A 21,855-nucleotide genomic window follows, 5' to 3' on the forward strand; every position below is an offset into this window, starting at 1 on the left:
ATAATAGTGCCTTCAAAGCGAGGGCACTATTTTTGTTTATAAGGATGATTTTATGAAAAAGATAATTGCTGCATTACTTGCAACAATAGCATTTGCTGCCGCACTTACAGGTTGTGGTGGAAATAAGAATAATTCTCAGAACGAAAGCTCGGCTCAGAGTTCGGCATCTTCCGAAAATTCAAAAAAGAATGAGTCATCTTCGGGAAAGAGTGAAATGGAAAGTAAAGCCGAATCTATGATGGATGATGCCGAGAATAACGGCAGAGTGAGAGATGGTGACGGAATTATCGGAAATGAAGAATACGAAAATCGTGACGACGGTTTAACAGACGGTGTTGAAGATTATGTAGAGGGCAGAATGGAAAACGGCTCTACACTTGCTGATGATGCGATTTTTTAATGAAAAACGGGCGTTTTTAAGCGTCCGTTTCATCTTATATATTATTTATTTAAAAACGAAGAATTATAGTTTAGTGTATAGCTTTAATTAAGAATTAAAAATTTAGGTTAAGGTATATAGTCATTATACAGCCTTTTCAAGTTCATGCTTAAGCCTGCGAATAATCTTTTTTTCTAATCGAGAAATATATGATTGCGATATTCCGAGTTTATCGGCAACCTGCTTTTGCGTATGTTCCTTTTTGCCGTTTAGTCCAAATCTTAATTCCATTATCAAACATTCTCGCTGATTAAGTCTTGATACCGCCTGCAGTACAAGCTTTTTTTCAAGCTCGTTTTCAATATCTTTATTTACAAGGTCGGGGTCACTGCCTAAAATATCGCAGAGCAAAAGCTCGTTGCCGTCCCAATCTGTATTAAGCGGTTCGTCAATAGATACCTCGTTTTTCAGTTGGGACGATTTACGCAAAAACATTAGTATTTCATTTTCTATACATCTTGAGGCATATGTAGCAAGTTTGATATTCTTTTCGGGAGAAAATGTTTTTACCGCTTTTATAAGTCCGATTGTCCCTATTGAAATCAAATCTTCTGCGCTTGCACTCGGCGAATCGTACTTTTTCGCAATATAAACCACAAGTCTTAAATTGTGTGTAATCAGTTCCTCTCGTGCGCTGCTGTCACCGTCAATTATTCTCTGCATTATTTTAGTTTCCTCAGATTTTGTCAGCGGAGGAGGGAGGGTTTCACTGCCGTTGATATAAAAAACTTCATTGTCAAAGTTAAAAAACAGTCTTATTTTTCTCAAAATCTGCATAATATCCATTGCAATCTCTCCTGTCAGTTGTTGATTAGCTCGCTTGGCACTATTGCCTTTATGTCGCCTTTAAAGATGTTTTCGCAAATTCCTATGTAAACCGAATTATCAACCGCCTTTCCGTCAATAATAATGCTGTCGGCGCAAAAGCCTTGCAGTATTCCACTGCCGCCAAGACTTGTAAAAGGTATTACTCTAACCTTGGTTTTATCGGGGACAAAATCCTCAAACACCTCTTTTTCGGCTACTATTACGCTTTTGCCCGAAAACGGCTCTTTAACATTACAGCCTGTATCGAGCTTTGCGCTGAAAATATAGCTTTTGTCATTTATTTTTATTTCAATATTATGAACATCGGATTTATAAACTGTTTTCGTCAGTTTTTTTACAAGCAAAAGAATATAATAGCATACGAGGGTAAGAATTATGAGCAATATAGGTGATATGTCAAAGTAAACAACATCATTGTATATTCCCATACCCTTTGGTTTAAATGACAGATAAATAAAAATCATAAGTCCGCCAAAAGCAAACGAAAGTGCAAAGAAAACAAGAACTCTTTTTATATATGTTTTTATCTCGCATTTTCCGAATGTTATAAAGATTAACAGCATTGTGGCGATAAAATCCGATAAAATGTTAAGTCCAAAAGGCAAAGCAGGGAGCAGGGCGGTAAGACTAATAATTCCGCCTGCAATACTTCCTATTATTATCCTTAAATATTTAACATTTGCTCCGATAATTTTCTTTGTAAGTATCAGCAAAAAATAATCTATAAATATGTTTACCGTAATCAGAACATCTATGTAAATGCTATTCATAAAAATCCCCTTTACTATTATTACATATATTCAAAATAATAAATGTCAAATTCTGTATAGGAGGTAAAATATGATTGTCGGAATTATTATCGGTATTTTTATAGGAGGTTTCGTAGGCGTAAGTGTAATGTGCCTGTTGCATTTCCACAACTGAGTACAAAAAAACGGCTGAGCTTTCGTAGTGAAAACTCAGCCGAATTACTGCGTATATAATTTATGATTTTAAATTTCTTGTACCAAGGAAAAGGATTGCAAGCATTCCCGAACCGACATGAGAACCGATTACAGGGCCAATATCGCATATAATTGATTTTTTGCACATACCTTTAATTCTTTTCTGCAATTCAACAGCGCCCTCTTTGTTATCGGCATGACCGATAAATACTGTTTGCTCCTTTGGATTTTCAGCGTCACGCTCAAAGTGAGAAACAAGGGAGTTATACACATTGCTTGTGCCTCTTACCTTACCTACATTAATAAGGTGACCGCCGTCATCTACGCTGATAAGCGGTTTAATCTGCAAAGCCTTGCCAAAGGTTGCGGCAACGGCAGAAATTCTGCCGCCTCTTTTAAGGTGGTCGAGATCCTCAACAATAAACCAATGACATACCTTGAGCTTAATATCGTTGATATACTGCTCAAGCTCCTCAATAGTAACGCCCTCGGTGTATTTTTGACCTGCAAGATAAATCAACAAGCCAAGTCCGACAGAATCGCACATTGAGTCAATTATAACAATTTTTCTGTCGGGATATTTTTCCTGCAAATCCTTGACAGCCATAAGACAGGTGTTGTATGTGCCGCTAAGACCTGTGCAGATACCGGTATAGAGAATATCCTTGCCTGCCTTTAAATACGGCTCAAAGTAATTTATAAAGCTGTTGTAGTTAATCTGAGTGGTTTTAGAGTTAATACCGCTTTTCAGCTTTGAATAAAAGTCATCAAGGCTCATCATTCTTGCGTCGGCATAGTGAAGATATGATTTGTCCTCCATACTAAATTCCATAGGAAGAATTTCTACATTAAGCTCCTTGGCAATTTCGTCAGAAAGGTCGCAGGAGGAATCGGTCATAAAAATATAATCCATAAAAACATCTCCTTTTGAAGTATACATTTGTCATACAATTACATTTTATCAAATATATATATAAAAGTCAATGAATGGAGGGCTTTTTTATGAATTGCAGACTTACGGATATTCGGCATAAGGAAGTGATAAGTGCCTGTGACGGGTGCAGAATCGGCTTTGTGGATGATGTCATAGTTGACACAAAATGTGCTAAAATAGTATCTCTTGTGATTTTCGGGCGCAGCAGTTTGTTTGGATTTATCGGCAAATGTGAGGATTATATAATTCCATGGGAGAAAATAGAACTCATTGGGGAAGATACCATTATTATATCCTGTTCAATGCCAAATCCCGTAAAAAGGGGCAAAAAACCCAGATTTAAAGAGAAATTCTGAAAAAAATCATTTTCTACCTATTTTGCACAATGCACTAAGAAATATTCTGAAATTTATGCAAATTAAACAAGTAATTGTTTTTATGAGAAAATTAAAAACCGATTGTTACAACAATATAACAAAGGTAACAAAATATAACAAGGCGGTAAATTTGCATTTTTCCGAAAAATGTGGTTTAATAACAACGAATTGTGTGTTTGATAAAATTTTAACGACTAAAGGAAGTCGCATAAAACATTACCAAATTACGGTTATGAATTGTGCTAATCACAGGGAGGATAAATTTTTGAGAACAAATAATAAACATATCAATAATGGCAAACATCAGGTTACCGAAAAAAAGACAAGCAGAGCACTTAAACCGATTTCTTTTATAAGTGCAATAATACTGGCATCTGCTTGCCTGCTTATTCCTACAACAACACTTGCGCCAAGTGTAGATGCTTATGCTGACAGCAGAGCGGCTGCATATTCCGTTGGTGGTATTGACACCTTCTCACAGTCAATCGCCGAAAACTGCGCAGAAACCATTCCTACGGAATCTGCTGACAAAAAAGCACAGGAACAAACAACAGTGGCAACCAAGGCAACACAAAAGGCTACACAGCCTACAACAGCTCCTGAAAAGGAGAAAAAAACAGAAACAAAGGCAACTAAGCCTGTCGAGAAAAAAGAAGAAACCAAGCCGACAGAAAATGTGCAGACTTATCTTGTAAATATTGATAATCCCGACACATCTTATTCACCAAGCAAGGTAGAGCTTTCAGATTATGACAGAGCAAAGCTCGAGCGACTTGTAATGGGCGAGGCAGGTACTATGGGTTACGAGGGATGTGCCCTTGTTGCTCAGTCAATAAGAGATGCCATGAACCTTTCTGGCAGCAATTCCATTGACTATATTATAGATGAATATAAGTACTATGCATCAACCGATGTTGAACCGAATGCTGATGTAAAGGCAGCTGTTTCTTATATTTTTGACAACAACGGCTCAGCTGTTCAGCACAGAATCATCTGTTTTTACACAGGTGTAAGCAACTGGCACGAAACACAGAATTTCATTATCAGCTGCGGTAATGTAAGATTTTTTGACCTTACCGTCTGATACATAACCATATGCAAAAAATCAAGTGTTATTTCAAAAAAGCACTTGATTTTTTTGCTTTTTATGGTATAATAATATAGCATTTCGCACGTTGGGCTTGTCGGAACGGTGGCAAATTGCTCTTAACCCGATAAAAATCAAGGCTCGGCGGAGGTTTTAACCTAAGGAGGATATTTAAAATGGCAGTAGTTTCAATGAAACAGCTCTTAGAAGCAGGTGTACACTTTGGTCACCAGACAAGAAGATGGAACCCTAAGATGGCTGAGTACATCTTCACAGAGCGTAACGGTATTTACATTATTGACCTTCAGAAGAGCGTTAAGAAGCTCGAAGAGGCTTACAACTTTGTTCGTGAGCTTTCAGCAGAAGGCAAGAGCGTACTCTTTGTTGGTACAAAGAAGCAGGCTCAGGATTCAGTTAAGGAAGAGGCTCTCCGTGCAGGTGCTTACTATGTAAACGCAAGATGGCTCGGCGGTATGCTCACAAACTTTGCTACAATCCGCAGAAGAATTGCTCGTTTAAAGCAGCTCCGCACAATGCAGGAGGACGGTACATTTGATCTCCTTCCAAAGAAGGAAGTTATTAAGCTCAACCTCGAGATCGAAAAGCTCGAGAAGTTTATGGGCGGTATTAAGGATATGACTTCAATGCCCGGCGCACTCTTTATTGTTGACCCAAGAAAAGAGAGAATCGCTGTTGCAGAGGCTAAGAAACTCAATATTCCGATCGTTGCTATTGTTGATACAAACTGCGACCCAGACGAAATCGACTATGTTATCCCGGGTAACGATGACGCTATTCGTGCAGTAAAGCTCATCGCAGGTGCTATGGCTGACGCTATCATCGAGGGTAAAGAAGGTCAGATGGGTGCAGCTGCTGTTGAAGAAGAAACAGCAGAAGAGGCAGCTGAATAATTTTATTTAACTTGTGATTATATCAATCGAAAGGATGTAATATAAATGGCAGCATTTACAGCTCAGGATGTTAAAACATTAAGAGAAAAAACAGGTTGCGGCATGATGGATTGCAAAAAGGCTCTCACAAATGCCGATGGTGATATGGACAAGGCTATTGACTTCTTAAGAGAGCAGGGCCTTGCAAAAGCAGCTAAAAAGGCAAGCAGAATTGCTGCTGAAGGTGTTGCTTATGCAACAACTAACGCAGACGCTTCTGTTGGCGTAGTTATCGAAGTAAACGCTGAAACAGACTTCGTTGCTAAGAACGATTCATTTATGGAATTTGTTAAGGCTTGTGCTCAGACAGTTATCGAGCAGAATCCTGCAGATGTTGATGAGCTCCTTACACTTAAGGCAGCAGGCACAGAGCAGACTGTTGCTGAGCTCCTTCAGGAGAAGATTCAGACAATCGGCGAGAACATCAAGATCCGCCGTTTTGAGCGCATGGAAGGTGCTTGTGTAGCTTATGTTCACGCAGGCGGCAAGATCGGCGTTCTCGTAAACTTTACAACAGATGTTGCTGTAAACGATGAGTTCGTTGCTTACGGCAAGGATGTTGCAATGCAGATTGCAGCTCTCAACACTCCATACCTTACAGAGGCTGATGTTCCTGCTGAGGTTATCGAGCACGAGAAGGAAGTTATGCGTCAGCAGGTTATTAACGAGGGTAAGCCTGAGGCTATCGCTGATAAGATCGTTATGGGTAAGATCGGCAAATTCTATAAGGAGAACTGCCTTGTAGATCAGGAGTTCGTTAAGGACAACAAGCAGACAATTAAGCAGTATACAAACAACACAGCTAAGGCTCTCGGCGGCAACATTGAGATTGCTAAGTTCGTTCGTTTCGAAAAGGGCGAAGGCATTGAAAAGCGTCAGGACGATTTCGCAGCTGAAGTTGCAAGTATGGTTAAATAATTTAATATTTAATTATAATATTGTATAATTAATCCCACTCAAATGTTATATTTGAGTGGGATTTTTGCGTTTGCTTAAAATTATGGTTATTGTTAATGGTACGGTGGTTTACGCACGAAAGTTAGTATGATAAATAGGCTCTATACTCAATGTTAATGCAAAAAAGTCTTGCATAAAAATTAAACTAAGGTTATAATAAAAATGATGAAATATGTCTAAAATTATAATATAAAACATATAGTATAAAGAGAAAGTGATATTATGAAAGTAAAAAAGAAATTGTCGCCGTTACTCATATGTTTAATTATATTATCTGCTTTACTTTTGATTATTGCATTTTTTGTTTTGAGCAAAGAAAAAGTTGACCTTAAACCGGATAGCGATACTTCGTACTATAACAGCTATGAATACGGTTGTAACAGTATGCGTATTTATAACGGTAAAAGGTTTCCTATGTCAGATGATTATATGGTATATAAGGACGGCAATTTATATGTAAAAGACCCTATGTATTATAGGGCTGATATTTATTATTCTGACAGAAAAGAAAATGTTTCAACTTCAATTACTTCGCAAAGAATAGAGAATATTGAAGTTTATTGCGATGACGGCAGTTTGTATATGGAAAATCACGCAACACAAGAAAAGCAAAAATTAGATGAACAAAGCCAAATCCTTTTCTTTGATGGCGACAGGGTTTTATATTCAGTTGACAAAAAGAAACTTGTAATTGTTGATGCTAAGAATATAAACGACAGGAAAGAAATAGATTATATCGGTGAAATATTCTATATTTCTATAAACAGCAATACACTTAATGTTATTACAAAAGATGAATACAAATATGAAATTTTTCAATATGATGTGGATACATATTTGCAGAAATCACACTTCGAACATAGTACATTGAGTGACTTGGACGAGCCGGCTATTATTAATGATTACTTTTTGTATTGCTGCAAAGAACTGATAAACCCTTCTGAAGAATGTACTTTCTTAAAATACAATTTAAAAACCGGAGAAATATCACGAGCAGCCTTACATAATTATGTTCAATCAGTTACTTACAATAATAATAAAATTTATTTTTCGGCTGAAAAGTCAGAGTGGAATATAGTAAGAACAACCGTTGAGGATGAAAATAACGGTTTGTGGGAGGTCGATATAGAAACCGGAACTAAAAAGAAGCTTTCTGACGAATGTGTATTTGATGATTTGCTTGCAACAGAAAATTATCTTTATTGCTACAGAACAGACTATTTACTGCCACGAGGAATGGCTAACGATTGGTATAAGGGATATAGTTTAAAGCAAATTCCAATTAATTAGCAAAAATTACAACTTAAAATCAAAAATTTAACTAAAAAAAGGCTTGTGTACTTAATTATATCTACAACGAATTAAAAAAACAAGCTAATGTTAAGAGGTGTTTTTAATGAATTATGTTTTTATGTTTGTTATGATTTGCTTTTTATTTTTAGCCATTTCTATTGCTATTAAATGTGTAACTTGTTTTATAACTTCTGTGAATTAAAAAAATCAAATAACGAAAGGTGATTTTACTATGGATATAATTTTATATATATTACCGGTTTTTCTCATAGTTTTGCTTTTGCCAAAATATTTTATGGTACTGTTGGCGAAATGCGTGGATAACGCTTTGTTTAGAGAAAAAATAATTGATAAAGAAATCAGGAGAAAACTTTACCGCAATGGAGTGTTTGCTGATCTAATAGCTTCTTTTAGTATGATTGTGATTGGCTTTATTCAGAATTTGAGTGATTTGCCGAGTTATTTTTCAGGTTTTGAAAATTATGTTGTGTATTTTAGTATGAGTCTTTTCTCGTTTATGTATGCGCCTGATTATTCCCAACAGAATTCATTTTTCATTTCATTTATTTTTATTCTGGTGACAATTGCAATATCCGCACTTATCAGCTTGTTTTTTGATTATTTTACAATTTTCAGAAACCCGGATCTTACAAAAAAGCAAAAAATCTGTACTTTGCTGATTTTTGTGTTAATGACTGCTCCATACTATTTCCTGATTTCTCCTACTTTATTTTATAATTGATATATATAATAAAATCCTTTTTATAAATACAATTTGATAACCGGAGGTTTTTCACGAATAGTTGAACATAATTATCTTACTAAGAGCAGAGGAAAACAAGGTTATGATGAAGAAGATATATTTACACTAATGATGGTTTATGCTTTCAAAGATGGTATTGATGAAAGGTTGAACCTTTGGGAATGGTGCCAAATATAATCTTTAGTGAATTAGCAGTATATATAAAAACCGGAAAACAAATTCAGTGCAAGATAGATAAAGCTTTAGAAATCATTCGTGGTGATAAATATAGGTGGGTGATTTTATAAAAAAGTACAAAAAGAAATTATTGTTGATTTCGGTTATATTATCTCTTATAATAGTACTTTTATTGCTAACTTTTTATAATTCAGGTGATAATTTTAAACCGGATTCAGATCATAGCTTTTATAAATCCGAATATATGGTTTATTCTGACGGAATGATCACTATAAAAAATCCAAACAATTACGAATTTGATATATATAAATTAGGTGAGAGCAAGCAGAGTTATAAATGCAAAGAACTTTCTGATATTTCTAAATATGCAGCTGAAGCAAAAGGTAATTATGTTATTTATGATGATCATGGACTAACAATATACGATAATGGAAAGAAAAGTGAACATCTGATAGCTAATAATTATGATATATCAGAATTAGGAAATAATTGCGTTTATTATACTAAGAATAATCAGATTTATTGCTATAATATTTTAAATGAAGATACTTGTATAATAAACGATGTTCCGTATGAAGATATAAATTCATTAGTTTTTGCCGATAAATATTTATTAGTGTATTATAATGATAATCATTTTCGGAAAATAAATATTTATGATGAAAATAATAAATTAATATCAGATTTTAAACTACATTCCGACCCTTTAGATTTTCATGATTTTGATGATGTTTATATAGATTTAATCAAAGAGCAAATAATTGTTTATCCGGGCCCGGGAGAGAATACTGAAGTGCTTTTTTATACTTTTAATGGTGAAAAATATCAGAATGAATATTTTAATTATTATTTTAATAATACCATTAGGAGTGTAGACCGGAGTGTAGACCATAGCTGTTTTCAAGGAAAATATGTTGCTTACAGCTTGAGAAAGAGCAAAGCAACTGTTATTTATGACAAGACAATAAGAAGTCAGGATAATGGTTTGTATATTGGAAATTTAGAAACGGGTGAAACAAAAAAATTATCAGAAAAATGCGAGTTTGATGATATTTTAGTGACTGATAATTATGTTTATTGTTATAAGATTAATTATTTTATTCCTAAGTCTACTCTGTATGTAAAAGATTTAACTGTAGGCTATGAACTTACTCAGATACCGATTCCATAATGTCTTACTTATGTAATGCACTCATAAATAAAATCTTTTCTGAGTGCATTACAAAAAATTAATATCGGTTTGTTGTAGAAATGTCAAATTTTCAAATGCCATTTTTACTGCTCTTATTGCTTATTATCAAATTAATGAATTTTTTATTTCAATATATTTTATGATTTGCTTGCAACAAAAAATTATCTTTATTGCTACAGAATAGACTATTTACTGCCACGAGGAATGGCTAACGCTCGGTATAAGGGATATAGTTTAAAGCAAATTCCAATTAATTAGCAAAAATTACAACTTAAAATTAAAAAATCAACTAAAGGCTGTTACAAAATTTGTAGCAGCCTTTAATACTATGTAAAACATAATTGTTATAAAGTTTTATAGATAAAAAGGACATCGGTATATGAACAGCCGATGTCCTTTGAGTTTTTAAGATTTAAAATCAGTCAGCAAAATATCTCTTTAAAAGACCTGCAAATCCTGCACCGTGTCTTGCCTCGTCTTTAGCCATCTCATGAACTGTATCGTGGATAGCGTCAAGGTTCTGAGCCTTTGCTCTCTTAGCAAGATCAAATTTGCCCTCGCAAGCACCTGCCTCAGCCTCTGCACGCATCTGAAGGTTTTTCTTTGTGCTGTCTGTGATTACTTCGCCGAGGAGCTCAGCAAACTTTGCAGCGTGCTCTGCCTCTTCAAAAGCATACTTAGTAAAAGCGGCTGAAATTTCAGGATAACCCTCTCTGTCAGCAACTCTTGCCATTGCAAGATACATACCAACCTCTGAGCACTCGCCCTCAAAGTTAGCTCTGAGATCCTTTAAAATATCTTCGCTAACGCCCTGTGCAACGCCTACTTCGTGAACTGTTGCAAAGGACGCACCCTCTACAACCTCTTTGAATTTGCTTGCAGGAGCTTTACACTGTGGGCAAGCCTCCGGAGCTGTAGGTCCTTCATAAACATATCCGCATACTGTACAATACCATTTCATAATTTTTTCTCCTTTATAATAAATATATATTGTTAATTAAATACCGCTGTTCGGTATTAGTTATTACAGCAATCTGAACATTTGCCGTAGTAGATAACAAGTTTGCTTTCAATAGTAAAGCCTTTATTTAAAAGTGCAAGGCTTTCTGACGATTTGCTGCCGTCATCTGCTACATCAATTACCCTGCCGCAGCTATTGCAAACAAAGTGCGTATGTGGGGAAGTATTTCCGTCAATGCGTTCTTCTCCTTTTACATTACACACAACGCTTACCTTGCCTTCATTTTTAAACAATGAAATATTACGGTAAACAGTGCCAAGGCTGAGGTCGGGATAATCAGGCTTTAGCTGTTCATATATCCAACGAGCGCTTGGGTGCGATGTTGTATTGAGAATTGTGTTGTATATAGCATTTCTTTTTGAGCTGAAATTTCTTTTCATTGCAACATTTTCTCCAAAAAATTGATAATGATTACTGATTGCAAATATATTAACACATATAATAATCGTTATTTTTACATAAAAGAATAATAGAAATTATTTTTATAAAAAATTTTGGAGGCATTTATGGTAAAAATATACAAAAACCGTTTAAAAATACTTTTGCTCTGCCTTGTAACTGTATTAATGTCGATTTTTATACTTTGTTCTCTAAGCGGTGCGAGTGTAGCAAATGAAAATTCCGTAAAAATGCCGGTCATTATGTATCATTCCGTTTTGAAAGATAAGTCAAGTCAGAACGATTTTGTTGTTTCGCCCGAATTATTTGAGAACGACTTAAAATATTATAAAGAAAACGGATACACAACCGTTACGGTAAATGATTTGATAGATTATGTTTATTCAGATAAGCTGTTGCCACAAAAGTGCGTTATGCTGACATTTGATGACGGATACTATAATAATTATAAATATGTTTATCCTCTGCTAAAAAAATACGGCGCAAAAGCAGTGATTTCGCCGATTGCAAAGCTAAGTGAGGACTACACTGCTGTCGGTGAAGAAAATGCTAACTACGGTCATTTGCTTGAGAATAATATAAAAGAAATGAACGAGTCGGGATTTGTGGAATTTCAAAATCACTCGTACAATATGCACGCACTTACCCCACGAAAGGGAATAGGCAAAAAATACGGTGAAAGCGACGAAAATTACAGGTCTGCCATTACATCTGACATAAGCAAGGCGCAGGATTACTTAAAAAATGTAACAGGAAAAGCTCCCACTGCATTTGTGTATCCGTTTGGCGAAGAGAACAGCACAAGTCTTGAAATCCTAAAAGAACAGGGATTTTTAGCCACACTCAACTGCACAGAAAAGCTCAATTATATTTCCAAATCTCCCGAAAGCCTTTACGAGCTTGGCAGATTTCGCAGAGATAACTCGGAAACCACTGCTCAGCTTATGGAAAGAATAAGCAAAAATTAATTTGCGGAATAATATATTGTATGGTGCGAGAGCATTATTCTTATAAAAGGAGAATTACTATGCCAAAGTTATATTTAAGTCCGTCACTTCAAGAGTACAATCCATATGTTGACGGTGGAAATGAGGAATATTATATGAATCTTGTAGCAGATGCGATAGAGCCGTATTTGCTGGCAAGCGGAATAGAATTTGACAGAAACAGTCCCGAAATGACCTTGTCGCAGGCAATCAGGGACTCCAATAATTCGGCAAATGATTTGCACCTTGCAATTCATAGCAATGCCGCTCCCGAAGGTTCGGCAGGAAGATATACGGGAGCGGATATTTATTATTATCCGTCAAGTTTGAACGGAAAAAGATTTGCTGAAATCTTACAACGAAATTATGAAAACATCTATCCGTATCCTGACGATGTAGATATTGTTCCGACCACAAGCCTTGCGGAAGTCCGCAGAACAAAAGCGCCGTCGGCTTTAATTGAAGTGGCATATCACGATAACCCCGAAGAGGCTCAGTGGATAAGAGAAAATATAAACGCTATCGGCAGAAATCTCGCTCAGTCTATTGCTCAGTATTTTGGTGTGCCGTTTGTTGAGGCTTGAAATAGCGGTATTTATAGTGTATAATTTAACAAAAAGCTAATGGAAGTGTAAAGATGAGTGCTTTAACCAATGAAACAAAACTCAGAATAGAAAAGACAATCAAAAATCTTAAAGCAAACAAGATGGACGCTTATTATTGCGAAAATAAAACAGACGCCTGCAATCTTGTTAAAACTCTCATTAAAAAAGGCGATGTAATATCAAGCGGCGGCTCTGTTACTCTCAAGCAAACAGGCGTGTATGATATTATAACTTCCTCTGACTACAATTATCTTGACAGGACAGCAGAGGGACTTACTCCCGAACAGGTAGAGGAAGTGTATCGCAAAACCTTTTCGGCTGACGCATATTTTGCAAGCAGTAATGCTATTACAGAAAACGGCGAGCTATACAATGTGGACGGTAATTCAAATCGTGTTGCCGCAATTTTATACGGCCCTGCGAGTGTAATACTTGTGTGTGGATATAATAAAATTGTAAAAAATATTGATGAGGCAATCGACAGAGTTAAGAAAGTTGCCGCACCTGGCAATACTATAAGACTTAACATTGATGCCCCTTGCTCAAAGCTCGGAAAGTGCATTTCTGCCGATAAAGAAGATGCCGAGCTTTGCTCGGGCTGTAAAAGTGACAGAAGAATTTGCTGTAATTATGTAGTTTGCGCCCAGCAAAGGCACAAAGACAGAATAAAGGTTATTATTATAGGCGAGGAGTATGGATATTGAGAAATGATTATTAGTTTTTAATTTGTTTCTCATAAACTACATTTGGCTTATTATATAATACTGCCAAACTGAAATGCTTTTGAAAAAAGAAATAAAAAGGTCAGTGACCTTGGAGCTGCTGACTTTGGTTTTCTATTAATAGTTTATTATTGGCAAGGTATGTGCTTAGAATATTATTATTTAAGTAATTTAAAGGCAAATCAGCATAAGGCAAGCCATACTTGTAGTGCTGCAAATATGGCTTGCCGCATAGCCTTGAACTTGATTATCTGAAGTTATTCTGATTTTTGTTCTGGCTATTCTTCTGGTTTTTATTCTGATTGTTGTTCTGATTCTTATTCTGGCTGTTATTCTGATTCTGGTTATTGTTCTGGTTCTGATTGTTATTCTGATTCTGGTTGAAGTTCATATTAGCACCTCCCTCCGATACGCTTATTATTTTCGTTTCTAAGGATTTTATACAATGAATATTTTTTTAGATAAAATGAAAGCTCTGCTCGGTGACGAGTTTGACGAATTTTTAAAATTTTACAATTCAAGCGGCGAGCATTACAGGGGACTTAGAGTAAACACTCTTAAATGTTCGGTTGAAAAGCTCAGAGATTTACTCGATTTTGAGTTGAAACCTGCACCGTTTTGCTCGGAAAGCTTTTATATTCCAAACGAAATTACCTCTTTTGGCAACAATCCGCTGCACCACGCAGGCGCTTTTTACATTCAAGAGCCGTCTGCATCTTCGGCAGTAACAATGCTTGATGTGCAAGAGGGGGATTTTGTTCTTGACCTTTGTGCAGCGCCGGGCGGCAAAAGCACTCAGATTGCCGCAAAGCTAAATTCAAAAGGCTTTTTGTGGAGCAATGAAATAGTAAAGAATAGAGCTAATATTCTTTTATCAAATATTGAAAGACTCGGTATAAGAAACGCAACGGTTTCAAATGCGTACCCCGAGGTGCTTTGTGACAGACTTGCAGGCTGTTTTGATAAGGTGCTTGTTGACGCACCTTGCAGTGGCGAGGGAATGTTCAGAAAGGACTCTGCCGCCGAAAGCGAGTGGAGCGATGAGCATGTAAAAAGCTGCGCCGAAAGACAGCTTAAAATTCTTAACAGCGCTAAAAAGGCACTTAAAGATGGCGGAGTTATGGTGTACTCAACCTGTACCTTTTCTGTTGAGGAAAACGAGGGCGTTATAAGCAGATTTTTGGAGGAAAATCCTGATTTTGCGTTGGAAGATGCAAATGTCGGCTTTGGCAGACCGGCGCTTGAGTATGCGAGAAGAATTTTCCCGATGGACGGCGGAGAAGGACATTTTGCCGCAAGGCTCAGAAAATCGGGTGAATTATATAAAAATTCTTTTACGGAAAATAAGCCTAAGAAAATCGACAGCAAAATTCTTGATTTTTACGACAGCATTTTTATAAACAGACCGTTTGGAGAGAATATTGAGGTTATCGGCGACAAAATTATTGTTTTGCCGCAGAAGTATGTGCTGACCGAAAAATTACCTGTATTGCGCAGCGGAATAATTTTGGGTCAGATTGTTAAAAACCGAATTGAACCGCACCACTCGGCGTTTATGGCGGCAAAGGCTTGTGAGTGTGTGTCAAAGGTGGATTTTGATGTTAATTCTGCCGAGATAAAGGCATTTTTACATGGCGAGGAGGTTGCTGTTGACAATAATATTAAAGGTTATACGGCTGTGTGCGTAAACGGTATTACAACAGGCTTTGGCAAATGCTCAAACGGCAGATTAAAAAATAAATATCCGAAAGGACTAAGACTTTTATAATGAATAACTTATCTGATATAGGAAAAATTAAAGAGATACTTTCAAAACACGGTTTTACTTTTTCAAAATCGCTCGGTCAGAATTTTTTGATAAATCCGTCTGTATGCCCACGAATGGCAGAGTACAGCGGTGCCGGCGAGGGCGTTGGTGTAATTGAGGTTGGCCCCGGCATAGGCGTGCTTACAAATGAGCTTTGTCAGCTTGCCGACAAGGTTGTGGCGGTAGAGCTTGACAAAAGACTTTTGCCTGTTCTTGATGAAACGCTTGGCGAATACGATAACTTAAAGGTAGTAAACGAAGATGTGCTTAAACTTGATTTGCACAAGCTGATTGACGAGAAGTTTGCAGGAATGAAGGTTGTTGTTTGCGCAAATTTGCCCTATTACATAACCTCTCCCGTTATAATGAAACTGCTTGAGGACAGATTGCCGATAGAGGCAATAACCGTTATGGTGCAGAAAGAGGCGGCTCAGAGAATTTGCGCCGAGGTAGGCACAAGGCAGAGCGGTGCTTTAACCGTATCGGTTAATTATTATGCCGAACCCGAAATGCTTTTTGGTGTGAGTGCAGGCTCGTTTATGCCTGCTCCAAAGGTTGATTCGGCTGTTATAAGACTTAATGTGCGCAAAGAACCGCCCGTAACCGTTGAAAACGAAAAGCTGTTGTTTAATGTAATAAAAGCGGCTTTTTCGCAGAGAAGAAAAACACTTGCCAATTCTCTCAGTTCTGGACTTTCGCTTGAAAAGAGCAAGGTAAACGAGCTTTTGATAAATTCAGGTGTGGAAACCAACGCAAGAGCCGAAAAGCTGACGCTCGATGATTTTGCGAATATTACTAACAATTTGCTGGGGATGATGTGATGAAAAAGCAAAAGATGAATGTACTGTTTAAAATTGCATTTATTCTGCTTATAGTTTGTGTGCTGATGATATTTGCCTCAATTATTATTGCATATGCTTTTGACAGCGAAAAATGGTCTGCCATTTGTTCGGCAGGCGGTGTACTGCTTGCAACAGTGGGTATAATTCTCGCTATGCTCAGCAAACCGAAAAAGAAAAAGGCAATAGAAGAAAACAGCAAAAAAACTATTGACAAAAATTGAATAATCTGTTAGAATAAAACCACCATAAAGGGGAGTAGTTTGCAGATAATCTGTGATACAATTCGTCAATCTCATACCTTAGGGTATCGGTTGTATCTTAAAAAACGAGACTTTTATTGTAGGATAATTGCATTTTGCAATGTTTTACAATAAAAGTCTTTTTTGTTTGCTCACTTTCTTTTATCAAGAAAAAATATGGAGGAATTATGATGAACTGGTATCAGTTGACCAAAAAGCAGGTGCTTGAAAAGCTCGGTGTTACAAAGGACGGACTTACCTCGCAAAAAGCTGAGGAGCTGTTGCAGCAAAACGGCGAAAATGTTTTGCAGGAGGGCAAAAGGAAAACCGCCTTGCAGGTGTTTTTAGGTCAGTTTGCGGATCTGCTTGTAATTATTTTGATAATTGCTGCGATTATTTCAATGTTTTCGGGCAACATTGAGAGCACAATAGTAATTTTTGCGGTAATTATTCTTAATGCCATTCTCGGTACAGTCCAGCATATCAATGCGGAAAAATCGCTCGACAGCTTAAAATCCCTTTCATCTCCGAATGCAAAGGTTATTCGTGACGGACAGAAAATTGAAATTCCGTCAAAAAATGTTGTTGAGGGCGACCTAATTGTGCTTGAGGCAGGCGACCTCGTTGTGGCTGACGGCAGAATTATTAACAACTATTCTTTGCAGGTAAACGAAAGCTCGCTTACAGGCGAGTCTACAAATGTAGATAAAAACGATGGCGACATTACCGCCGAGGTTCCGCTTGCCGACAGAACAAATATGGTTTATTCGGGCAGCCTTGTTACCTACGGCAGAGCTATTGTAGCCGTAACAGGTACAGGTATGAACACCGAAATCGGCAAGATTGCAAGCCTTATGAATGCCGCAAAGGAAAAGAAAACACCTTTGCAGGAGAGCCTTGATAAGTTCTCAAGCCGTCTTGCGGTTATTATTCTTATTATTTCCGCAATCGTTTTCGGCTTAAGCCTTTTAAATCATATGGCAATTCTTGATGCGCTTATGTTTGCTGTTGCCCTTGCCGTTGCCGCTATTCCTGAGGCTTTGGGTTCAATCGTAACTATTGTGCAGGCAATGGGTACTCAGAAAATGGCTAAGGAAAATGCCGTTATCAAAGATTTGAAAGCGGTTGAAAGCCTCGGTTGCGTATCTGTAATTTGTTCCGACAAAACAGGTACGCTTACTCAAAATAAAATGACTGTTCAGAAAATATATATCAACGGTGAAAGTATTTTTGAAGAAGAACTTGACCTTAATAATCAAAGCCACCGCTATTTACTTTACGATATGGTGCTAAATAACGATTCGAGCATTGTTGACGGAAAGGGAATAGGCGACCCGACAGAGTATGCGTTGCTTGAACCTCTAAGAAAGCTCGGTTACAACGAAGAAGATTTGCGTTCGGTACTTAAAAGACTTGAGGAAGTGCCGTTTGATTCCGACCGTAAGATGATGAGCACAAAATACAAGCTCCATGGAGAAAATCATATTTTGACAAAGGGCGCTATTGACGCTATTCTTGACAGATGCGACAGCATTGCTACAAAGGACGGTGTTCGTCCGATTACCGAGGCAGACAAGGCGGACATTCTCAGACAAAATACAGAGTATTCCGAAAACGGCTTGCGTGTGCTTACTTTTGCCTATAAGCAGACAGATGAAGAGCTTAGTGTGGATACCGAATACGGCTACACATTCTTGGGCTTGGTTTCTATGATAGATCCGCCTCGTGAAGAGTCAAAGACGGCTGTTGCCGATGCAATCAGAGCAGGTATTAAGCCTGTTATGATTACAGGTGACCATAAAATTACCGCAACTGCCATTGCAAAGCAGATCGGTATTTTCAAAGATGGCGACATTTCCGTTACGGGTATGGAGCTTGACGCAATGAGCGACAGCGAGCTTGACAGTAAAATTGAGAAAATTTCCGTATATGCACGAGTTTCTCCCGAAAATAAAATCAGAATTGTTGAGGCTTGGCAAAAGAAAGGCAACATAGTTTCTATGACAGGTGACGGCGTAAATGACGCTCCTGCCCTTAAAAAAGCCGACATCGGTGTAGCTATGGGTATTACAGGCACTGAGGTTTCTAAAGACGCAGCGTCAATGGTACTTCAGGACGATAACTTTGCCACAATAATTAAGGCTGTTGCAAACGGCAGAAATGTTTACAGAAACATTAAAAATACTATCCTTTTCCTGCTGTCGGGCAATATGGCGGCTATATTTGCAGTTGTGTATGCGTCCCTCCTCGCTTTGCCTGTTCCGTTTGAGGCTGTGCACCTTTTGTTTATAAACCTCTTGACCGACTCACTCCCTGCTATTGCAATCGGTATGGAAAAGCCCGAAAAAGATTTGCTTGCACAAAAGCCGAGAGATCCTAAACAAGGTATTCTTACAAAAGAATTTTCGGCATTAATGCTTTGCCAGGGTGCACTTATAGCAGTTGTAACAATGACAGCTTTCTACATCGGTTTGCAGGTAAATGCCGCAACAGCAAGCACAATGGCATTTGCAACCCTTACACTTGCAAGACTTTTCCATGGCTTTAACTGCCGCAGCAAACATTCAATTTTCAGAATCGGACTTACCTCAAATGTTTACAGCTTGCTCGCATTTGCGGCAGGCGCAGCACTTCTTGCATTTGTAATCTTTGTGCCGTTTATGCACCCACTTTTCAGCATTGCAGAACTTACAGGAGCGCAAATCGGATTTATCGGCTTGCTTGCTTTTATTCCGACAGTTATTATTCAGCTTGTAAAGGTAATTGTTGAAAATGTTAAAAAGAGCAAATAAAAGCAAAGTCAGCCAAAGTCGAGCAAATAATTATCTCTTTAAATAAAATAAATATTCTAAACCGCAGTTTTGTTGTTAAATTATTCAAAAATAATTCTTGACATCTTACTGCGGTTTATTTATAATTAAGATAAATAAATATGTGAGGTGGCTTAATTATGAATATTTGGCACGATATATCTCCAAAGAGAATTACAGCAGATAAATTTTACGCCGTTATTGAAATTTCTAAGGGCGGTAAAAATAAATACGAGCTTGACAAGGAAACAGGTATGCTAAAGCTCGACAGAGTTCTTTTTACATCAACCCACTATCCGGCTAACTACGGCTTTATTCCGAGAACCTATGCAGATGACGGCGACCCGCTTGATGTACTCGTTCTTTGCTCCGAAACAATTCAGCCTATGACACTTGTTGAGTGCAAGCCAATCGGTGTGCTCAATATGATTGATAATGACAGCTGTGACGAAAAAATCATTGCTGTGCCTGTTAATGACCCTAACTATTGCGGTTACAATGACATTGCTGACCTTCCTCGTCACTATTTTGACGAAATTCAGCACTTTTTCCAGGTATATAAGAGCCTTGAGAGCGGTAAGGTTACATCTGTAACCGAAACCAACGGTGTTGAGATGGCTAAGGATATTATTAAAAAGTCAATCGACAGCTACATTAAAGATTTCCAGATGGCATAATTTGAGGTAAATATGACTGAAAAAGAAAAAATGATTGCCGGCAAGGTTTATAACTGCTTTGATGAAGAGCTTTCAACTGCTCTGAGAAAAGCAAAGCAGCTTTGCCATAAGTATAATGATATTTTCTTTGAAGACGAAGCTGCGGCAAAAAAGATAATTGACGAGCTTTTGCAGGCAGAGCATAATGACGGCTACTGCGTATTTACTCCGTCTTTTTGGTGTGACTACGGTTTTAATGTTAAGGTAGGCAAGAATTTTTATTCAAACCATAATCTTGTTATTCTTGACTGTGCAGAGGTGCGCTTTGGTGACAATGTATTCATTGGACCAAACTGCGGATTTTACACCGCAATTCATCCGATTGATGCCGAGCAGAGAAAAATGGAAATTGAATGGGCAAAGCCTATTAAAGTAGGTAATGATGTATGGTTTGGCGGCAGTGTAACCGTACTTCCGGGTGTTACCATTGGCGACAATGTTGTAATCGGTGCAGGCTCTGTTGTAGTAAAAGATATTCCCTCGGGTGTGGTTGCTGTCGGCAATCCATGCAAGCCAATAAGAAAAATTACAGAGGCAGACAAGCTCAATTTAAACGACCCTAATGTTTAATATACGCAAAACTAAAGGCTTTCTTAGGATATTCTAAGAAAGCCTTGATTATTTTACGGAAAAATATTAAAATAATTATAGTTTAAAGTCATCTAAGGTGTACTCGTGAAGAGTTGGTGCCGATTGTGGAACTCGCATAAGCGGATCGTATTTAAAGCTCTTGCACTTGTCATCAATAATAGTTTTGTTTTTACTGCAATGGCAGGTATTGTTTTCAAAAACAGAGTTTAAACAGTATGTGCAACTCGGCTTAATGTTTTTGCCAAAGAGTTTTTTCTTCAACATAATATCACCTCATTTGTTAATTATTATAGCATTAATAAATGTCGTTTTCAAGCAAAACTACACATAAGGAGAAGTATAATGAAATTTAATTCAAAAACTATGACTATTCATAATGCGGACAGTGTGCCGTATCTCACATATAATTCTTTATCGGAAATTAGTTTTATTAATCACGCGTTTTCAACCAAGCTGGGCGGAGTATCAACGGGCGAGTTTACCTCAATGAATTTTGCGTTCAATAGGGGAGATAATCCCGACCATGTTACCGAGAATTATAAACGCTTTTGCAAAAGCGCAGGTTTTGACTACAACACTCTTACCGCCTCGGCGCAGGATCACAATACCTTTGTGCGTGCCGTAACAACCGAAAATGTAGGAACAGGCATTTACAAGCCGAGAGATATTGCGAGTGTAGACGCACTTATTACAAATCAAAAGGGTGTAACTCTCGTCACTTATTATGCCGACTGTACACCGCTGTTTTTTGTGGATACAAATAAAAAAGCTATCGGTCTTGCTCATGCAGGCTGGAGAGGAACTGTCGGCAGAATAGGCGAAAAGGTTGTGCAAAAAATGACCGAGCTTTACGGAACAAACCCGTCTGATTTAAAATGTGCGATCGGCCCTGCTATTTCAGTGTGCTGTTATGAGGTTGACAAACCTTGTGCCGACCATTTTCTTGCGCTTGAAAATGTAAATCCGTCAGATTTTGTTCATCCTAAGAAAAACGGAAAATATATGGTTGACCTGCTCGAAACCAACAGGCAAATCCTTGTAGCCGCAGGGGTAAAGCCTGAGAATATCACAATTTCCGATGTATGCACAAACTGCAACAGCGACCTTTTGTGGAGTCACAGAGCCACCAAGGGACACAGAGGCACAATGTGTGCGTTTATGTGTTTAAAATAATTA

General features: G+C 37.5%; 25 protein-coding genes. 18 read left to right on the forward strand and 7 right to left on the reverse strand.

The features are described from left to right. Nucleotides 1–52 precede the first annotated feature (52 nt). Nucleotides 53–400, forward strand: a complete 348-nt coding sequence (locus DXC23_RS00055) for a hypothetical protein (protein WP_117704180.1) — start codon at nucleotides 53–55, stop codon at nucleotides 398–400. Nucleotides 401–523: 123 nt separating this feature from the next. Here the strand turns inward: DXC23_RS00055 and sigE are convergent, their stop codons facing one another. From sigE to DXC23_RS00070, 3 genes are all read right to left on the reverse strand, one after another. Further along, nucleotides 524–1,225, reverse strand: coding sequence for an RNA polymerase sporulation sigma factor SigE (gene sigE / locus DXC23_RS00060; RefSeq protein WP_117704181.1), 702 nt, complete (start codon nucleotides 1,223–1,225; stop codon nucleotides 524–526). Between the two features lie 14 nt (nucleotides 1,226–1,239). After that, nucleotides 1,240–2,037 (reverse strand): sigma-E processing peptidase SpoIIGA, encoded by a 798-nt coding sequence (locus tag DXC23_RS00065; protein WP_117704182.1) that lies wholly within the window; start codon nucleotides 2,035–2,037, stop codon nucleotides 1,240–1,242. A gap of 214 nt (nucleotides 2,038–2,251) precedes the next feature. Beyond that, nucleotides 2,252–3,124 carry a DegV family protein gene (locus DXC23_RS00070; protein WP_158552380.1) on the reverse strand — a complete coding sequence of 291 codons (873 nt, stop codon included), beginning with the start codon at nucleotides 3,122–3,124 and terminating at the stop codon, nucleotides 2,252–2,254. An 89-nt stretch (nucleotides 3,125–3,213) separates the two neighbouring features. Between DXC23_RS00070 and DXC23_RS00075 the strand changes: the two genes are divergently transcribed. From DXC23_RS00075 to DXC23_RS00105, 7 genes are all read left to right on the forward strand, one after another. Then, on the forward strand, nucleotides 3,214–3,501 hold the full coding sequence (locus tag DXC23_RS00075) for a YlmC/YmxH family sporulation protein (protein ID WP_117704184.1): 288 nt from the start codon (nucleotides 3,214–3,216) through the stop codon (nucleotides 3,499–3,501). 286 nt (nucleotides 3,502–3,787) lie between these two features. Then, nucleotides 3,788–4,606 carry a hypothetical protein gene (locus tag DXC23_RS00080; RefSeq protein ID WP_147329109.1) on the forward strand — a complete coding sequence of 273 codons (819 nt, stop codon included), beginning with the start codon at nucleotides 3,788–3,790 and terminating at the stop codon, nucleotides 4,604–4,606. Nucleotides 4,607–4,785: 179 nt separating this feature from the next. Further along, a complete protein-coding gene (gene rpsB, locus DXC23_RS00085) occupies nucleotides 4,786–5,520 on the forward strand; it encodes a 30S ribosomal protein S2 (RefSeq protein ID WP_022235393.1) in 735 nt (244 codons plus the stop codon). Between the two features lie 45 nt (nucleotides 5,521–5,565). Beyond that, nucleotides 5,566–6,477, forward strand: a complete 912-nt coding sequence (tsf, locus tag DXC23_RS00090) for a translation elongation factor Ts (protein WP_117704186.1) — start codon at nucleotides 5,566–5,568, stop codon at nucleotides 6,475–6,477. Between the two features lie 345 nt (nucleotides 6,478–6,822). Beyond that, nucleotides 6,823–7,806 (forward strand): hypothetical protein, encoded by a 984-nt coding sequence (locus DXC23_RS00095; RefSeq protein WP_147329110.1) that lies wholly within the window; start codon nucleotides 6,823–6,825, stop codon nucleotides 7,804–7,806. A 235-nt stretch (nucleotides 7,807–8,041) separates the two neighbouring features. Continuing rightward, the gene (locus DXC23_RS00100; protein WP_117704188.1) at nucleotides 8,042–8,551 is read left to right on the forward strand and encodes a hypothetical protein; all 510 of its coding nucleotides are present in this window, start codon (nucleotides 8,042–8,044) and stop codon (nucleotides 8,549–8,551) included. A 292-nt stretch (nucleotides 8,552–8,843) separates the two neighbouring features. Further along, the gene (locus DXC23_RS00105) at nucleotides 8,844–9,920 is read left to right on the forward strand and encodes a hypothetical protein (protein WP_117704189.1); all 1,077 of its coding nucleotides are present in this window, start codon (nucleotides 8,844–8,846) and stop codon (nucleotides 9,918–9,920) included. A 439-nt stretch (nucleotides 9,921–10,359) separates the two neighbouring features. Here the strand turns inward: DXC23_RS00105 and DXC23_RS00110 are convergent, their stop codons facing one another. Both DXC23_RS00110 and DXC23_RS00115 read right to left on the reverse strand, forming a co-directional pair. Then, nucleotides 10,360–10,905 carry an NADH peroxidase gene (locus DXC23_RS00110; RefSeq protein WP_117704190.1) on the reverse strand — a complete coding sequence of 182 codons (546 nt, stop codon included), beginning with the start codon at nucleotides 10,903–10,905 and terminating at the stop codon, nucleotides 10,360–10,362. Nucleotides 10,906–10,958: 53 nt separating this feature from the next. Then, on the reverse strand, nucleotides 10,959–11,342 hold the full coding sequence (locus DXC23_RS00115) for a transcriptional repressor (protein ID WP_117704191.1): 384 nt from the start codon (nucleotides 11,340–11,342) through the stop codon (nucleotides 10,959–10,961). A gap of 126 nt (nucleotides 11,343–11,468) precedes the next feature. Between DXC23_RS00115 and DXC23_RS00120 the strand changes: the two genes are divergently transcribed. Genes DXC23_RS00120 through DXC23_RS00130 form a run of 3 tightly spaced genes read left to right on the forward strand, consistent with a single transcriptional unit; the run spans nucleotide 11,469 to nucleotide 13,656 of the window. Beyond that, nucleotides 11,469–12,329 (forward strand): polysaccharide deacetylase family protein, encoded by an 861-nt coding sequence (locus DXC23_RS00120; protein ID WP_117704192.1) that lies wholly within the window; start codon nucleotides 11,469–11,471, stop codon nucleotides 12,327–12,329. A 59-nt stretch (nucleotides 12,330–12,388) separates the two neighbouring features. Beyond that, a complete protein-coding gene (locus DXC23_RS00125) occupies nucleotides 12,389–12,931 on the forward strand; it encodes an N-acetylmuramoyl-L-alanine amidase (RefSeq protein ID WP_117704193.1) in 543 nt (180 codons plus the stop codon). A 53-nt stretch (nucleotides 12,932–12,984) separates the two neighbouring features. Then, nucleotides 12,985–13,656 (forward strand): lactate utilization protein, encoded by a 672-nt coding sequence (locus tag DXC23_RS00130; protein ID WP_117704194.1) that lies wholly within the window; start codon nucleotides 12,985–12,987, stop codon nucleotides 13,654–13,656. Nucleotides 13,657–13,921: 265 nt separating this feature from the next. Here DXC23_RS00130 and DXC23_RS12485 read toward each other — a convergent pair whose 3' ends face one another. Then, complete coding sequence (locus DXC23_RS12485; RefSeq protein WP_199523026.1) at nucleotides 13,922–14,065, reverse strand: hypothetical protein; 144 nt, start codon at nucleotides 14,063–14,065, stop codon at nucleotides 13,922–13,924. 54 nt (nucleotides 14,066–14,119) lie between these two features. Here DXC23_RS12485 and DXC23_RS00135 point away from each other — a divergent pair, with 54 nt between their 5' ends. From DXC23_RS00135 to DXC23_RS00160, 6 genes are all read left to right on the forward strand, one after another. Beyond that, a complete protein-coding gene (locus tag DXC23_RS00135; RefSeq protein WP_117704195.1) occupies nucleotides 14,120–15,442 on the forward strand; it encodes an RsmB/NOP family class I SAM-dependent RNA methyltransferase in 1,323 nt (440 codons plus the stop codon). Beyond that, nucleotides 15,442–16,302: a 16S rRNA (adenine(1518)-N(6)/adenine(1519)-N(6))-dimethyltransferase RsmA gene (gene rsmA / locus DXC23_RS00140; RefSeq protein ID WP_117704196.1), complete on the forward strand. Its 861-nt coding sequence runs from the start codon at nucleotides 15,442–15,444 to the stop codon at nucleotides 16,300–16,302. Before DXC23_RS00135 ends, rsmA begins: the two co-directional genes overlap by 1 nt. Then, a complete protein-coding gene (locus DXC23_RS00145) occupies nucleotides 16,302–16,544 on the forward strand; it encodes a hypothetical protein (protein ID WP_117704197.1) in 243 nt (80 codons plus the stop codon). Before rsmA ends, DXC23_RS00145 begins: the two co-directional genes overlap by 1 nt. 206 nt (nucleotides 16,545–16,750) lie before the next feature. Next, nucleotides 16,751–19,354, forward strand: a complete 2,604-nt coding sequence (locus tag DXC23_RS00150) for a cation-translocating P-type ATPase (protein ID WP_117704198.1) — start codon at nucleotides 16,751–16,753, stop codon at nucleotides 19,352–19,354. Between the two features lie 158 nt (nucleotides 19,355–19,512). Continuing rightward, nucleotides 19,513–20,049 (forward strand): inorganic diphosphatase, encoded by a 537-nt coding sequence (locus DXC23_RS00155; RefSeq protein WP_117704199.1) that lies wholly within the window; start codon nucleotides 19,513–19,515, stop codon nucleotides 20,047–20,049. Nucleotides 20,050–20,061: 12 nt separating this feature from the next. Further along, on the forward strand, nucleotides 20,062–20,658 hold the full coding sequence (locus tag DXC23_RS00160) for a sugar O-acetyltransferase (RefSeq protein WP_117704200.1): 597 nt from the start codon (nucleotides 20,062–20,064) through the stop codon (nucleotides 20,656–20,658). Between the two features lie 75 nt (nucleotides 20,659–20,733). Here DXC23_RS00160 and DXC23_RS00165 read toward each other — a convergent pair whose 3' ends face one another. Continuing rightward, nucleotides 20,734–20,943 (reverse strand): hypothetical protein, encoded by a 210-nt coding sequence (locus DXC23_RS00165; protein ID WP_242997357.1) that lies wholly within the window; start codon nucleotides 20,941–20,943, stop codon nucleotides 20,734–20,736. Between the two features lie 78 nt (nucleotides 20,944–21,021). Here DXC23_RS00165 and pgeF point away from each other — a divergent pair, with 78 nt between their 5' ends. Further along, nucleotides 21,022–21,852 (forward strand): peptidoglycan editing factor PgeF, encoded by an 831-nt coding sequence (gene pgeF, locus DXC23_RS00170; protein ID WP_117704201.1) that lies wholly within the window; start codon nucleotides 21,022–21,024, stop codon nucleotides 21,850–21,852. Nucleotides 21,853–21,855 lie beyond the last annotated feature (3 nt).

Origin of the sequence: Eubacterium sp. OM08-24, assembly GCF_003438075.1 — a bacterium.
Classification (GTDB): Bacteria; Bacillota; Clostridia; order Oscillospirales; family Acutalibacteraceae; genus Ruminococcoides.